16 protein-coding genes and 4 tRNA genes are annotated in these 13,242 nt (G+C 58.3%); 10 read left to right on the top strand and 10 right to left on the bottom strand.

The window, feature by feature from the left end; genetic code table 11:
• The first annotated feature begins 5 nt into the window (after nt 1-5).
• The 5 genes from LOY43_RS24265 (at nt 6) to LOY43_RS24245 (ending at nt 2,213) form a co-directional block, all read left to right on the top strand.
• Nucleotides 6-81: transfer RNA gene (locus tag LOY43_RS24265), tRNA-Asn, on the top strand.
• 9 nt (nt 82-90) lie between these two features.
• A tRNA-Pro gene (locus tag LOY43_RS24260) sits at nt 91-167 on the top strand.
• 5 nt (nt 168-172) lie between these two features.
• A tRNA-Lys gene (locus LOY43_RS24255) sits at nt 173-248 on the top strand.
• Between the two features lie 97 nt (nt 249-345).
• Nucleotides 346-422, top strand: a tRNA-Pro gene (locus LOY43_RS24250).
• 165 nt (nt 423-587) lie between these two features.
• Nucleotides 588-2,213, top strand: a complete 1,626-nt coding sequence (locus tag LOY43_RS24245) for a methyl-accepting chemotaxis protein (RefSeq protein ID WP_095048689.1) — start codon at nt 588-590, stop codon at nt 2,211-2,213.
• A 63-nt stretch (nt 2,214-2,276) separates the two neighbouring features.
• Here LOY43_RS24245 and LOY43_RS24240 read toward each other — a convergent pair whose 3' ends face one another.
• From LOY43_RS24240 to LOY43_RS24220, 5 genes are all read right to left on the bottom strand, one after another.
• Entirely contained in the window at nt 2,277-2,684 is a 408-nt protein-coding gene (locus tag LOY43_RS24240) for a hypothetical protein (protein ID WP_016986236.1), read from the bottom strand.
• A 318-nt stretch (nt 2,685-3,002) separates the two neighbouring features.
• Nucleotides 3,003-4,301, bottom strand: coding sequence for an NAD(P)/FAD-dependent oxidoreductase (locus LOY43_RS24235; protein WP_016986237.1), 1,299 nt, complete (start codon nt 4,299-4,301; stop codon nt 3,003-3,005).
• A gap of 66 nt (nt 4,302-4,367) precedes the next feature.
• Nucleotides 4,368-4,541, bottom strand: a complete 174-nt coding sequence (locus LOY43_RS24230; protein ID WP_007909875.1) for a DUF3094 domain-containing protein — start codon at nt 4,539-4,541, stop codon at nt 4,368-4,370.
• 51 nt (nt 4,542-4,592) lie between these two features.
• Nucleotides 4,593-5,120 carry an MOSC domain-containing protein gene (locus LOY43_RS24225; RefSeq protein ID WP_095048688.1) on the bottom strand — a complete coding sequence of 176 codons (528 nt, stop codon included), beginning with the start codon at nt 5,118-5,120 and terminating at the stop codon, nt 4,593-4,595.
• Nucleotides 5,117-5,743: a DUF1780 domain-containing protein gene (locus tag LOY43_RS24220; RefSeq protein ID WP_007909887.1), complete on the bottom strand. Its 627-nt coding sequence runs from the start codon at nt 5,741-5,743 to the stop codon at nt 5,117-5,119. Before LOY43_RS24220 ends, LOY43_RS24225 begins: the two co-directional genes overlap by 4 nt.
• A gap of 130 nt (nt 5,744-5,873) precedes the next feature.
• On the opposite strand from LOY43_RS24220, the gene LOY43_RS24215 reads away from it, so the two are divergent.
• The 3 genes from LOY43_RS24215 to LOY43_RS24205 all read left to right on the top strand — a co-directional run bounded on the left by LOY43_RS24215 (nt 5,874) and on the right by LOY43_RS24205 (nt 7,308).
• Nucleotides 5,874-6,341: an FAD/FMN-containing dehydrogenase gene (locus LOY43_RS24215; protein WP_095048687.1), complete on the top strand. Its 468-nt coding sequence runs from the start codon at nt 5,874-5,876 to the stop codon at nt 6,339-6,341.
• Nucleotides 6,338-7,027 (top strand): energy-coupling factor ABC transporter permease, encoded by a 690-nt coding sequence (locus LOY43_RS24210; protein ID WP_095048686.1) that lies wholly within the window; start codon nt 6,338-6,340, stop codon nt 7,025-7,027. Before LOY43_RS24215 ends, LOY43_RS24210 begins: the two co-directional genes overlap by 4 nt.
• 65 nt (nt 7,028-7,092) lie before the next feature.
• The gene (locus LOY43_RS24205; RefSeq protein WP_007909901.1) at nt 7,093-7,308 is read left to right on the top strand and encodes a hypothetical protein; all 216 of its coding nucleotides are present in this window, start codon (nt 7,093-7,095) and stop codon (nt 7,306-7,308) included.
• A 6-nt stretch (nt 7,309-7,314) separates the two neighbouring features.
• Here LOY43_RS24205 and yacG read toward each other — a convergent pair whose 3' ends face one another.
• Genes yacG through pilB form a run of 5 tightly spaced genes read right to left on the bottom strand, consistent with a single transcriptional unit; the run spans nt 7,315 to nt 11,926 of the window.
• Complete coding sequence (yacG, locus tag LOY43_RS24200) at nt 7,315-7,515, bottom strand: DNA gyrase inhibitor YacG (protein ID WP_095048684.1); 201 nt, start codon at nt 7,513-7,515, stop codon at nt 7,315-7,317.
• Nucleotides 7,512-8,135 (bottom strand): dephospho-CoA kinase, encoded by a 624-nt coding sequence (gene coaE, locus LOY43_RS24195; RefSeq protein ID WP_258708832.1) that lies wholly within the window; start codon nt 8,133-8,135, stop codon nt 7,512-7,514. Before coaE ends, yacG begins: the two co-directional genes overlap by 4 nt.
• Entirely contained in the window at nt 8,132-9,004 is an 873-nt protein-coding gene (locus tag LOY43_RS24190; RefSeq protein ID WP_095048682.1) for an A24 family peptidase, read from the bottom strand. The genes coaE and LOY43_RS24190 overlap by 4 nt, the downstream gene beginning before the upstream one ends.
• Nucleotide 9,005: 1 nt before the next feature.
• Nucleotides 9,006-10,223, bottom strand: coding sequence for a type II secretion system F family protein (locus LOY43_RS24185; RefSeq protein WP_093434875.1), 1,218 nt, complete (start codon nt 10,221-10,223; stop codon nt 9,006-9,008).
• 2 nt (nt 10,224-10,225) lie between these two features.
• The gene (pilB, locus tag LOY43_RS24180; protein WP_095048681.1) at nt 10,226-11,926 is read right to left on the bottom strand and encodes a type IV-A pilus assembly ATPase PilB; all 1,701 of its coding nucleotides are present in this window, start codon (nt 11,924-11,926) and stop codon (nt 10,226-10,228) included.
• A gap of 226 nt (nt 11,927-12,152) precedes the next feature.
• On the opposite strand from pilB, the gene LOY43_RS24175 reads away from it, so the two are divergent.
• Complete coding sequence (locus tag LOY43_RS24175; protein ID WP_095048680.1) at nt 12,153-12,584, top strand: pilin; 432 nt, start codon at nt 12,153-12,155, stop codon at nt 12,582-12,584.
• Nucleotides 12,585-12,878: 294 nt separating this feature from the next.
• Nucleotides 12,879-13,235, top strand: a complete 357-nt coding sequence (locus LOY43_RS24170; protein ID WP_047600285.1) for a BON domain-containing protein — start codon at nt 12,879-12,881, stop codon at nt 13,233-13,235.
• The last annotated feature ends 7 nt before the right edge of the window (nt 13,236-13,242 follow it).

The following is a 13,242-nucleotide window of genomic DNA, read 5'->3' as shown; positions in this document are numbered from 1 at the left end:
GTAGTTCCGTGATAGCTCAGTCGGTAGAGCAAATGACTGTTAATCATTGGGTCCCAGGTTCGAGTCCTGGTCACGGAGCCAATTTCAAGCCGGGGTATAGCGCAGTCCGGTAGCGCGCCTGCTTTGGGAGCAGGATGTCAGGAGTTCGAATCCCCTTACCCCGACCATTTTTGGGTCGTTAGCTCAGTTGGTAGAGCAGTTGGCTTTTAACCAATTGGTCGTAGGTTCGAATCCCACACGACCCACCATTTTTGAAACCAGTTTGCGCTGGGATCGAATCTTAAGATCAGAGGCCAAAAGCGCTGATCGAAGAAGGCGATCTTTGAAAGGTCGCCTTTTTTTTACCGGGGTATAGCGCAGTCCGGTAGCGCGCCTGCTTTGGGAGCAGGATGTCAGGAGTTCGAATCCCCTTACCCCGACCATATTAAAAATCCTCGTATCGAAAGATACGGGGATTTTTTTTGTCCGACAAAAACTCATTTCCCCTTCAAGTCATCATACAACCTGCCGATAGCCCGCTAACACGAGGGGACTGCCATGGCTTTCGCCCCTTGAATCTGGCCAATACAAGAATAAGGGCGTTCGTCATGTTGCTTCGTCAGTTGAATATTGCTCCCCGGGCGGCCCTGGGGTTCGCCCTGATCGCGGTGTTGGTGGCCTTGCTCGGCGTGTTTGCGCTCGGGCAGATGTCGAGTATTCGCGACAGTGAAGTCGCGGTGGAAAATCAGTGGCTGCCGAGTATTCGTGGCGGCGACGAGATTCGCGAGATCATGCTGCGCATCCGCACCATCTCGCTGCGCATGGCGCTGGATCAGGATCCGGCCAACATTGCGACTTACCGCAGCCAGATGGACACCCGCGACAAGGAGCTGAGCGAGAAAATCGCCGCCTACGACAAACTGGTCAACACCCCGGAAGGCCAGCAGCTATATGACCAATTCAAAAAGACCTTCGCCGCTTATCGCAGCGGTATCGCTCAATCCTTCGCCCTCGCCGAGCAAGGCAAACGTGATGAGTTGACCCGGTTGTTGCTGGTCGACATGAAAACCGTCGTCGATGGCTCCGGCAAACAACTCAACGACCTGGCAGACCTGTTCGCCAAACAGGTCGCCGCCGAAAGCCAGAAGTCCGCTGCGCACTATGAAAACTCGCGCACGATTGTCAGTTTGTTTATTGCGTTGGCCGCGCTGGCCACGGTGGCACTGGCGATGATGCTCACCCGCAGTATCGTTCGTCCACTCAGCAGCGCCGTCAGCGCAGCAGAAAGTGTCGCGCAGGGGGATCTGACCCGGCCGATCGAAACCCATGGCAACGATGAAGTCAGTCGCTTGCTCAAAGCCTTGGCGACCATGCAGCAAAACCTGCGAGAGACGCTGCAAGGCATCAGCGGTTCGGCCACGCAGCTGGCGACCGCTGCGGATGAACTCAATGCGGTGACGCTCGACAGCACCCAGGGACTGCAACAACAGAACAACGAAATCGAACAAGCCGCGACGGCCGTCAACCAGATGACGGCAGCAGTGGAAGAGGTCGCACGCAATGCGGTGTCGACGTCTGACGCGACCCGTCAATCCAGCGAGTCGGCGCATCTGGGCCAGGTGCGGGTCAGTGAGACCGCCACGGCCATCAATGCACTGGCCAGCGATGTGCAACAGACCGGTGAGTTGGTGCAATCACTGGCCAATCAATCGCAGGACATCGGCAAAGTGCTGGACGTGATTCGGGCGATTGCCGAGCAGACCAATTTGCTGGCGCTCAACGCGGCGATTGAGGCGGCGCGGGCCGGTGAGAGCGGGCGAGGCTTTGCCGTAGTCGCCGATGAAGTGCGGGCCCTGGCGTATCGCACGCAGCAATCGACGCAGGAGATCGAGCAGATGGTCCAGGGCATGCGCAGCGGTTCGAGCCTGGCGCTGGATTCGATGCAGGCCAGTACCGCGCGGGCGACGACCACGCTGGCCTTGGCTGAGCGCGCCGGTGAGGCGCTGCAAACCATTACCGCGTCGGTGCATGAGATCCATGAACGCAATCTGGTGATCGCCAGCGCAGCTGAAGAACAAGCGCAAGTAGCCCGGGAAGTGGATCGCAACCTGGTGAATATTCGTGATTTATCGGTACGTTCTGCCGCAGGTGCTGACCAGACCAGCGCGTCCAGCCATGAGTTATCGCAACTGGCCAATGCCTTGCAGGGCATGGTACGGCGCTTCCAGTTGTAAACGGGCAGACGTGAAAAAGCCGCGTTTCTTTCAGGAGAAGCGCGGCTTGTTTTTTATTGTCGATCAGGCGCCGTCTTGGTCTTTCAGGTGTTCGAACAGGCCTTTCGGCATCTTCTTGCCGTTGGCCTCAAAGTTGGCCTTCACGTTGTTGTAGGCCTCTTGCTCGTCGATGAAACCGTCATGGTTGGTGTCGATCTTGTCGAAGTCGGACTTCGGCGCGACTTTCAGAAATTCGGCGCGCGAGACCTTGCCGTCACCATCGCTGTCAGTCTTGGCCATCGAAGCATCGCCACATTTGCCTTCACCGCATTTGCCTTCCGGCGCTTTCACCGAGGTTTCCGCCGAGGCAACCATGTAGCCCTGCGCCAGTGGCTGAGCGGCAAACACCGAACCGGACAACATCAGGCCGCCCGCCAGCGCGGCGCCGATCAGGCCAATGGATTTTTTACCGAGGGTCGAAGTACGGGACATTTACATTCTCCTGGGCTGCACTGCGCAACCACACGTTAAGGACGATTGCCTGAGCAGGTGTTGCTCGGGTGTGGCCATTAAGCGGTGGCGGTGTATCGCGACTGTGTCGCGGAGCGGGGGAGTTTGTAAGCGAAGGAGGGAAAAGCGGGGCGGGGATACAGTAAGAAACAGACCTTTCGATCAACACAAAACATTGTGGGAGCGAGCCTGCTCCGGGCGGCGATCCGACGAAGAGGTTGTATCAGTCGACATTTTTGTCGTTTGACACACCGCATTCGTCGGATCGCCGCCCGGAGCCGGCTCGCTCCCACAGGTTTTTTAGTGCAGTTTCAGACGCGGTTCAGTACCACGGCCAATCTTGCTGCCCAGCATCAGCATCGCTGTGCGGAATGGCCCGTACAGCGCCATCTGGTGCATGCGATACAGCGACACGTAAAACATCCGCGCCAGCCAGCCTTCGAGCATCACGCTGCCGGTCAGGTTGCCCATCAAGTTACCCACCGCCGAAAAACGCGACAGCGAGATCAGCGAGCCGTAGTCGGTGTACTTGTACTCCGGCAAGGTCTTGCCTTCGATGCGCAGTTTCAGCGATTTGGCCAGCAGCGACGCCTGTTGGTGTGCGGCTTGGGCACGCGGCGGCACATTGCGATCGGTACCCGGTTGCGGGCACGCGGCGCAGTCACCGAAAGCAAAGATGTTCTCGTCGCGGGTGGTTTGCAGTGTCGGCAGCACTTGCAGTTGATTGATGCGGTTGGTTTCCAGGCCGTCGATGTCCTTGAGGAAACCCGGCGCGCGAATGCCCGCTGCCCAGACTTTCAGGCTGGCCTTGATCTCGTTGCCATCGGCGGTGATCAGGCTGTCGGCGGTCACTTCGCTGACCGAAGCGTTGGTCATCACATTGACCCCGAGTTTTTCCAGGGTCTTGTGCACCGGCCCGCTGATGCGCTCCGGCAGGGCGGGCAACACCCGTGGACCGGCTTCGATCAGGGTGATGTGCATGTTTTCCGGTTTGATCCGGTCCAGGCCATAAGCCGCCAGTTCATGGGCGGCGTTGTGCAGTTCTGCCGCCAGTTCAACGCCTGTGGCGCCGGCACCGACAATCGCCACGCTGATCTGCTCGACCACATCGGTTTGCCCGGCGTGTGCACGCAGATAGTGATTAAGCAATTGCTGGTGGAAGCGCTCGGCCTGTTTGCGTGTGTCGAGGAACAGGCAGTGCTGCGCCGCGCCCTGAGTGCCGAAGTCGTTGGTGGTGCTGCCGACGCTGATCACCAGCGAGTCGTATTGCACTTCACGTGCAGGCACCAGTTCTACGCCGTTTTCGTCGTAGGTGGCGGCGAGCTGGATTTTCTTCTGTGCGCGATCGAGCCCGCTCATGCGCCCTAGCTGGAACTCGAAGTGGTTCCATTTTGCCTGGGCAACATAGTTGAGTTCGTCTTCGGAGGAGTTCAGCGATCCGGCGGCTACTTCGTGCAGCAGGGGCTTCCAGATGTGCGTCAGGTTCGCGTCGACCAGCATCACACTGGCCGTGCCGCGCTTGCCCAGAGTCTTACCCAGACGGGTAGCCAACTCCAGACCGCCGGCGCCGCCGCCGACAATAACAATACGATGGGACATAGGGATAACTCGCAAGGTTTTTAAAGGAAATCTTTGTCGTCATTACCCAAGCGAGCGCCAGGCTGCTCATAGCGTCAGGTAACTGATAAATCGGCTCAACAGGCCCAGACCAATGGTCACTGCCAGCACCAGCACGAGGAGCATCCACGGCCGGAAAGGCCGGCGCTCGACTCGGTGTTGGGACAGTTGCAGGTACTCTTCGACATGTTTCTGGTCTTCGGGGTTCAGGCGGCTGGTCATATTTGCCTCGTCAGGTAGACGTTGCTGAATGGGCAGAAGCTACAGCGGTTTTTATCCGGGGTTGAACGCAGCATAGCCGCTGTCCGGAACCGGTTCGACGCTCACCCGGTCTTCGAGGCGAATGATCCCGCTTTGTAACACCCGCGCGGTAATTCCGCCATGGCCGCGCACCGCTTGAAAGGTGCCCGGGCCGAGGTTGTTCTGCAGGCGTGCGCAGGGCTGACACCAGCCCGTGGTTTCGAATATTGCCTGACCGATGCGAAAGCGCCGACCCTTGAGGCTAAACAAATTGATACCGCTGATAACCAGATTGCGCCGCAGATCTTCAGGCCTGACGGGTTGATCGTCGGGGCGACCCATCAAGGCGCTGATTACCGCCAGATGTTCCCACTGGATCAGGGTCACCTGTCGCGCGTTACGCACACCGGGACGGGCGTGATCGCCGGTCAGTCCAGCTTCCAGCCGCGCCTCGACGGCATCGAGTTCGATCATCGGCCCGCGCGACTCGGGGCGCACGCCAATCCAGCGCACACATCCGGTCTGCGGTACATCGGCGATCAATTGCTGAAGGGGGGTCACAGGCTGATTCCCACATCAAAAACGATGCTGCGACCGAGGTTGCTGCGCAGAAAATCCGGCGCGTCCGGGTGGGCGAACAGCACGCGGGCGAAGGTCGGGCCGACGAGCGACAGCGAGCGCCAGCCCTGACGTAGGTATTCGGTGGGCGGGGGGAAATGGCTGTTCAAATCCAGTACTTCTCGTTTGAGGCTGGCGAAGGCGATGATGTCCAGTTCGCCGAGATCCATGCCGCGCTCTTTGTAGTTGTGTGCTTTTTTGCGCAGGGTCGGCGCCAGTCGCAGCAGGAATTCATTGGCCGGGATTCGTTTCGGCTTGGCTTCACGGCGGACCAACTGACTGAGAGAAAAGGCGCTACGCCGCCGCTGCAATTCATCGCGCCATTCGTCGTTGAGCCGGCGCCCCTCGTCGAGCACGAAGAACACCTCGAAATTGGCATCGCGAAACAATACGTCCGGCGGCTCGCCGGCCGGCGCGAACTCATCGGCGCGGTAGGGAATGTTCAGGCCTTGCAGCAGGCGCTGGCAAACCCAACGCTCACGCTCCCATTTGCGGGCATTGGACAGAAAGGCGTTGGCCTGCTCGGCCGCGATGGTCAGCAGGCGTAAATAATCTGAGTCATCCATAAGCCCAAGCTTAGCGTTCAAATGCGACAAGCTGAAAGCGTTCCGCGGCAAAGTGCATCAGTGGGTAGTGGAGAAGGGCGGTGTAGACTCATGGAAATCGATTATTTGCGCCAAACCGTGAGGACTCATCGTGAAATTTCGCTGGCTGCTGCTGTTTGCTGTTTTTCCGCTGTGTGCCCATGCACTCGAAACCGGTGAGCGTCTGGCTCCCTGGACGTTGCTCGATCAGTACGAGCAACCCTTCACCCTCGACAACAGCACCAACACGCTGCTGGTGGCACGGGATATGGACGGCGCCAAGCTGATCAAGGAAGCGTTGAAGGACCAACCCAAGGGCTATCTGGAGGCCCGTCACGCGGTGTTCGTTGCCGACATCCAGCGCATGCCGGCGCTGATTGCCAAAATGTTTGCCGTACCGGCCATGCGCGACTACCACTATCGGGTCATGCTGGATCGAGAAGGACGGGTTGCGTCGCGCTATCCCGGCGCGGAAGGCCAGGTGTTGTGGTTGCAACTCAAGGACGGTCGATTGCTCTCGCAACGTGAGTACGCCAACGCGGGTGACCTGCGCGAGGCACTGGAGAAGGCGCGCCCATGATCGGCGTTGAGGTGCTGGCGACCGAAAGTCTGTTGCTGGGCTGGCTGATTTATCTGCCGGTGCTACTTTGGGCGATCGTGCGGGCGCCGTGGGTCGAGTTGTTCAGCGACAGCCGGCGTCAGCATCTGCTGTTCGGCACCGTGTTTGCGTTGTTTCTCTTGTGGTTGATGCGCAGGGATTTCGACACAGGCGTGTCGTATCACTTCCTCGGCATGACGGCGGTAACCCTGTTGCTGGACTGGCCGCTGGCGATCGTTGGCGGACTGGTGGCGCAAATCGGCCTGGTGCTGCTCGGGCGTCAGGATCTTGCGGCGATGGGGGTCAATGGCGCCTTGTTCATTTTGCTGCCGGTGCTGGTCACCGAGTGCGTGGCAATCCTTGTCGAGCGTGCTCAACCGCGCAACCCGTTCGTGTACATCTTCTGTTCCGGTTTTTTTGCCGCCGCGTTGTCGGCCTTGTTGTGCCTGATCCTCAGCCTGACGCTGCTGTGGTACGACGGCCTTTTCGCCATGCCGGAGTGGCTGGAAGACTTCATCGGTTACGTGTGGCTGATCATTTTCCCCGAAGCGTTCATCAACGGCATGATCATCAGTGCGCTGGTGGTATTCAGCCCGGAGTGGCTGGAGACCTTCAACCGCACGCGCTACCTTTCGGCGCCGTGGAAGGACGACGATCCGAAGTCTTGATCCACATCAAATCCGCCACGCGCGGGAAATTTCATGCTCGCGCAAATCCCTTCAGGAGCAGCGGCATGAGTGTTTACGAGTGGGCAAGGCAGGAGACCCGGCAGAGTCTGGACATGGCGCAGGAGGTGGGCTTTGACCCGGGGTTGAGTTTGCGTGCCTTGCTCAGTGCGGTGGTGCAGCAGAGCAAGGCCGTGCGCAACGCCGAAGACCTGGCCGACGAGTTGCGCTTTCTGGCGGAAAACCTCGACGACGATCAGGACTACGGCTTTATGCGGCCCTGATCGAGATCAGTGACGCGGATCGAAGTCGCCGGAAAACAGTTCGTCCTCGGCATCCGGTGCGACCGGAATCTTGTGTTCTTCCGACGCCCAGGCGCCGAGGTCGATCAGCTTGCAGCGATCAGAGCAGAACGGCCGAAACTTGTTTTCGGGGATGAATTCCACGGGGGCGCCGCAGGTCGGGCATTCAACGGTGGGGATCTGGCTCATGCTTGGCCTCCGGATAAAGTCAGGTAAAAGTGATGCAGACGCTCGACTTCGCTGTGCAGCCAGGCGAGGTCGCGGTCGTTGACGACCACGTCGTCGGCGCGGCTCACACGCTCTTCGCGGCTCGACTGGGCCTTGAGGATCGCCTGAACCTGCTGCTCGCTGGTCTGGTCACGCTGCAAAGTGCGTTCGATCTGCAATTGTTGCGGAGCGTCGATCACCAGAATGCGCTGGGTCATCGCGTATTGCCCGGATTCAATCAGCAGCGGCGACACAAGAATCGCATAAGGCGATTTTGCCTGCGCCAGGTGATGAGCGATTTCCTCGGCGATCAACGGATGCAGCAGGGCTTCGAGCCAACGGCGTTGCTCCGGCTCTTCGAAGATCAGTTTGCGCAGGGCAGCGCGATCCAGCGTGCCATCGGCCTGCAATACGCCGGGGCCGAAGTGTTCGGCAATCTGCGCCAGCGCCGGACGCCCCGACTCAACCACCCAGCGTGCCGCGTGATCGGCATCCACCACGTGGACACCAAGATCAATGAAGTGCTGAGCCGCTGCGCTTTTGCCGCTGCCGATGCCGCCGGTGAGGCCGAGAATCCAGGGTTTTTCCACAGGGGTATTCATTTCAAACCGACAAACTGCCAATAGAAGGCGGTTATTTGACCACCCCAGAGCAAGGCAATCCAGCCGGCAATTGCCAGATAAGGGCCGAAGGGGATTGGCGTCGAGGTTTTTTGCTCTCGCAGGCGCAACAAAATCACCCCGATAATGGCGCCGACCAGTGATGACAACAGAATCGTCAGCGGCAGAATCTGCCAGCCGCCCCATGCCCCCAGCAGCGCCAACAGCTTGAAATCACCATGACCGATGCCGTCCTTGCCAGTCAGCAGTTTGAACAGCCAGAACACTGACCACAGCGCCAGATAACCGGCCACCGCGCCCCACAACGCATCGTGCAAGGTCACGAACAGGCCGAAACTGTTGACGATCAACCCCAGCCACAGCAACGGCAACACCAGCACATCAGGCAATAGTTGATGCTCGGTGTCGATCAGACTCATCGCCAGCAGACCCCAGGTGAGGACGATCAGCAAGCACGCCGGCCAACCGAAACCCAAGTGCCAGGCGATGAAGGCCGAGAGCAGCCCACAGGCCAGCTCGGTCAACGGATAACGTTTGCTGATCGGTGCGGAGCACGCTGAGCAGCGCCCACGCAGCCACAGATAACTGAGCAGGGGAATGTTTTCCCACGGGCGAATACGGTGGGCGCAATGGGGGCATTCGGAGTGCGGCAGCATCAGGTTGTAGACGGGTTGCGAGGCTTCGCCGGGCAAACCGAGCACATCGTGTGCCTGCTGGCGCCAGTCGCGTTCGAGCATTTTCGGCAGGCGCCATATCAGCACATTGAGGAAGCTGCCGACCACCAGGCCCAGCAGCAGGGCGGTGCCGACAAACGCTAGCGGATACACGGCAAACAGTTCGTCGATAGGCATGTCAGATCGCTGAGCCGAGTTGGAAGATCGGCAGGTACATGGCCACCACCAGCCCGCCGACGATTACCCCCAGCACGACCATGATGAACGGCTCCATGAGGCTGGTGAGGTTGTCGACCATGTTATCCACTTCTTCCTCGTAAAAGCCCGCAACCTTGTCGAGCATGTCATCCAGGGCGCCGGACTCTTCGCCAATCGCGGTCATTTGCACGGCCATGCTGGGAAAGACCCCGGTGCTGCGCATCGAGAAATTCAGCTGCATACCGGTGGACACGTCCTGGCGAATGCGCAGCACGGCTCGCTTGAAGACCACGTTGCCGGTGGCGCCGGCCACCGAGTCAAGCGCTTCGACCAACGGCACACCGGCGGCAAACGTGGTGGACAAGGTTCGAGCGAATCGCGCCACGGCGGACTTGTACATCAGCGTGCCCACCAGTGGCAGTTTCAGCAGCCAAGTGTCTTTGCGATCGCGCAGTGCCTGGGAGGTTTTCAGCGCGTGGCGGGTGCCGAAAATGGCCGCGACCAGCGCAGCGAGAATGGCCCACCACCATTGCTGCATGAATTCCGACAGGCTGATCACCATCAGGGTGAACGCCGGCAGTTCGGCGCCGAAACCGGAAAACACTGACTGAAATTGTGGCACTACTTTGACCAGCAGAATCCCGGTGACAACAGCCGCGACCAGCACCACGGCGGTGGGATAGGTCATGGCTTTCTTGATCTTGGCTTTGAGGCTTTCGCTTTTTTCCTTATAGGTCGCGACGCGTTCGAGCAAGGTGTCGAGGGCGCCGGACTGTTCGCCGGCATCGACCAGGTTGCAATACAACTCGTCGAAATACTGCGGTTTCTTGCGCAGGGCTGCGGCGAAGCTGTTACCGGCCGCGACCTCCTGTTTCACGTCGTCCACCAGTTTGCGCATGGCCGGGTTATCAAAGCCTTCGCCAATAATGTCGAACGACTGCAACAGCGGTACGCCGGCTTTCATCATGGTCGCCATCTGCCGGGTGAACAGGGCAATGTCCCGGGCCTTGATGCGTTTGCCAAAGCTCAACAATGACGCGGATTTCTTGCGCACCTTGCCGGGATTGATCCCCTGTTTACGCAATTGTGCCTTGATCAGCGCCGGGTTCTGTCCGCTCAATTCACCGGTGACTTTGCTGCCTTTTCTGTCCGTGCCTTCCCAGGCATAAATACTGATTTTTGCTGCCTTGACCGCCATGTTCAGTCCTTGGTGACCCGGTTGATTTCTTCAAGACTGGTGATGCCTTGCATGGCCTTGTGCAGTCCGGAGGTGCGCAGGTCGTCGAAGCCGTCGCGGCGCATCTGCAGGTCGATTTCCAGCGAATTGCCTTCGGCCATGATCAAGCGTTGCAGCTCCGGTGTGTTTTTCACCACTTCATAAATCCCCACGCGTCCTTTGTAACCGCCGTTGCAGTGATCGCAACCGACCGGCTCGTAGATCGTGAAATGGCCGATGCGTTCCTCGGGGAAGCCTTCCTTGAGTAAGGTTTCGCGCGGGATCTCGATGGCTTTTTTGCAGTGGCTGCACAGTTTGCGCGCCAGGCGCTGGGCGATGATCAGGCTGACCGAGGTAGCGATGTTGAAACCGGGAATACCCATGTTGTGCAGGCGCGTCAGGGTTTCCGCAGCGCTGTTGGTGTGCAGGGTCGAGAGCACCAGGTGACCGGTCTGCGCAGCCTTGATCGCAATCTCGGCAGTTTCCAGATCACGAATCTCGCCGACCATGATCACGTCCGGGTCCTGACGCAGAAACGAGCGCAGTGCCTGGGCAAAGTCGAGCCCTTGCTTGGGATTGACGTTGACCTGGTTGATGCCTTCCATGTTGATTTCCACCGGGTCTTCGGCGGTGGAGATATTGATGTCGACGGTGTTGAGGATGTTCAGGCCGGTATACAGCGAAACGGTTTTACCCGAACCGGTCGGCCCGGTGACCAGAATCATGCCCTGTGGCTGCTTGAGTGCGGCCATGTACAGGTCTTTCTGCTCTGGCTCATAGCCGAGCGCGTCGATACCGATCTGCGCGCTGGACGGGTCGAGAATCCGGATCACCACTTTTTCGCCCCACAGGGTCGGCAGCGTGTTGACCCGGAAATCGATCGACTTGCTTTTCGACAGGCGCATCTTGATCCGCCCGTCCTGAGGTTTGCGCCGTTCCGAAATATCCAGGCTGGCCATGACTTTCAGGCGTGCGGCGATGCGCCCGGCCAATTGAATCGGCGGTTTGGCAACCTCGCGCAGGATGCCGTCGGTGCGCACCCGCACCCGGTAGTTTTTTTCGTAAGGCTCGAAGTGCAAGTCGGAAGAGCCACTCTTGATCGCATCCAGCAACATCTTGTGCACGAAGCGCACCACCGGCGCATCGTCGGCGTCGAGCCCGCCGATGGCGTCCTGCTTGCTGTCGTCGACGGATTCGACATCGACCCCGTCGAGATCGACATCGGCCATGTCCTCCAGACCGCTGGTGTGGGTGTCGAAGAATTTCTCGATGGCATCGGTAAGTTTGTCGTCCTCGACCAGAATGGCTTCGGTGCTCAGCCCGGTACTGAACTGGATGTCGTTGATTGCTTGATGATTGCTCGGGTCGGAAATGCCCACGAACAGCTTGTTGCCGCGACGCCACAAGGGCATGGCGTGATGCTGACGCACGAGTTTTTCGCTGACCAGGCCTTTGGGCTGGGTTTCCTTGTCCAGGCAGTTGAGATCAAGCAAGGCCATGCCGAAATGCTCGGAGGCGATCTCGGCGACCTGTGAGCTCTTGACCAGTTTGTTCTGCACCAGATAGCTGACCAGCGACAGACGATTGCGTTGGGCCTGTTGCCAAGCTTGCTGGGCGCTTTTTTCCGTGAGCAGTTCGGCCTGGACCAATTGCTTGGCCAGACCGCTCAGAGCGATGTCATTCATGGGGATTCCGCACGCTTGCCGTTCATGACTTATAGCCTAGTCAAGTGACAGCGCCAAACACGGCGGGTGCAGGTGACAAAAAGTGTCAGATAGTGCGGTTGCAGGTTGTAGGAATTGGCGTTGCAAGCGCTTCGCGCCCCAATGGGCGGGTCTTGAAGGCATTGGCATGGCCTATGCTGCGTCACTTTCAGATCATGAGATTTCGACTCATGCATGGAGCGTGTCTATGAAAAAACAACAAGGGTTTACGCTGATCGAACTGCTGATCGTGGTGGCAATCATCGGGATTCTGGCGACCATCGCCTTGCCGCAGTATTCCAAGTATCAGGCGCGGTCGAAGGTGACGGCGGGGCTGGCGGAAATCAGTGCGATGAAAGTGCCGTTTGAGGATGTGATCAATCAGGGCACCGATCCTACCAATACAAACGTGGCTGGCAGTGCAACTGTTTTAACCTCCAACTGCTCAGTGTCTGCAACAGGTACCGCATCTTCGGGTGCAGGTTCGATCGTCTGCACGATTAAAAATGCGCCAGGTCCGGTGCTGGATAAAACCATCACGCTTACTCGTTCCTCCGGAACCGGTGCGGGCGTATGGACTTGCGGTACGACCGTTGCACCGGACTATTCGCCAAAAGGATGTACTGCCAGCGGTACCTGAGTTGTTGATGGACTGCCAAATGCCCCGCTATGCGGGGCATTTTTCTTGGTTCACACTTCTAAAAAGCTTCAATAATTTCAGCGTCTTAGGAACTTTCCCAAAAACCGCAACTTGCATGCGAACATTGGCCAGTTCATGCAAATTGCATGATTTCGGAAATTGGTGATATCTGTAAGTTATTGATTATTAAGAATATTGTTCGTTCGAAAAAGTTGGCACAGCGTTCGCAACTACCTTGGTAACCCTGCTGACAAGACAACCAGCAGACTTTCCAGAAAAACAGGAGTTACTCGTATGAAGAAGTTCGCTATCACTGCCGCTGCTGCTACCGCGCTGACCCTGACCATGGCTTCCGGTGCATTCGCACAATCCACTCAGGCTACCCAGGCTCCAATGACTCTGGCTGCCGGTGAAGTCACCCAGGCGAAAGAAGCTACTTCCGACACTTGGATCACTACCAAAGTCAAAGCTGACCTGGTAACCGAAAAAGGCATTCCAGGTACTGACATCAAAGTAGAAACCAACAAAGGCGTTGTATCGCTTTCGTCGACTACTGCTGTAACTGAATCGCAGAAAGACGTTGCTGTTGCGATCGCTAAGAAAATCAAAGGCGTTAAAGCGGTCTCCGCTGACGGCCTGAAAGCCGAGTAAGGCATGA

It is taken from the genome of Pseudomonas sp. B21-041, assembly GCF_024748675.1.
Classification (GTDB): domain Bacteria; phylum Pseudomonadota; class Gammaproteobacteria; order Pseudomonadales; family Pseudomonadaceae; genus Aquipseudomonas; species Aquipseudomonas neuropathica.
Note: the sequence above shows the minus strand (reverse complement) of the source record. Positions and strands in the feature narration are given on the sequence as shown.

Bases quoted from the DNA above. Each gene is read 5' to 3' on its own strand.
- LOY43_RS24185 (WP_093434875.1), bottom strand. From the start codon at position 10,223: ATGGCGGTCAAGGCAGCAAAAATCAGTATTTATGCCTGGGAAGGCACG.
- LOY43_RS24210 (WP_095048686.1), top strand. From the start codon at position 6,338: ATGATCGGCGTTGAGGTGCTGGCGACCGAAAGTCTGTTGCTGGGCTGG.
- LOY43_RS24170 (WP_047600285.1), top strand. From the start codon at position 12,879: ATGAAGAAGTTCGCTATCACTGCCGCTGCTGCTACCGCGCTGACCCTG.
- LOY43_RS24205 (WP_007909901.1), top strand. From the start codon at position 7,093: ATGAGTGTTTACGAGTGGGCAAGGCAGGAGACCCGGCAGAGTCTGGAC.
- LOY43_RS24245 (WP_095048689.1), top strand. From the start codon at position 588: ATGTTGCTTCGTCAGTTGAATATTGCTCCCCGGGCGGCCCTGGGGTTC.
- LOY43_RS24230 (WP_007909875.1), bottom strand. From the start codon at position 4,541: ATGACCAGCCGCCTGAACCCCGAAGACCAGAAACATGTCGAAGAGTAC.
- LOY43_RS24190 (WP_095048682.1), bottom strand. From the start codon at position 9,004: ATGCCTATCGACGAACTGTTTGCCGTGTATCCGCTAGCGTTTGTCGGC.
- LOY43_RS24220 (WP_007909887.1), bottom strand. From the start codon at position 5,743: ATGGATGACTCAGATTATTTACGCCTGCTGACCATCGCGGCCGAGCAG.
- LOY43_RS24240 (WP_016986236.1), bottom strand. From the start codon at position 2,684: ATGTCCCGTACTTCGACCCTCGGTAAAAAATCCATTGGCCTGATCGGC.
- LOY43_RS24235 (WP_016986237.1), bottom strand. From the start codon at position 4,301: ATGTCCCATCGTATTGTTATTGTCGGCGGCGGCGCCGGCGGTCTGGAG.
- coaE (WP_258708832.1), bottom strand. From the start codon at position 8,135: ATGAATACCCCTGTGGAAAAACCCTGGATTCTCGGCCTCACCGGCGGC.
- yacG (WP_095048684.1), bottom strand. From the start codon at position 7,515: ATGAGCCAGATCCCCACCGTTGAATGCCCGACCTGCGGCGCCCCCGTG.
- pilB (WP_095048681.1), bottom strand. From the start codon at position 11,926: ATGAATGACATCGCTCTGAGCGGTCTGGCCAAGCAATTGGTCCAGGCC.
- LOY43_RS24175 (WP_095048680.1), top strand. From the start codon at position 12,153: ATGAAAAAACAACAAGGGTTTACGCTGATCGAACTGCTGATCGTGGTG.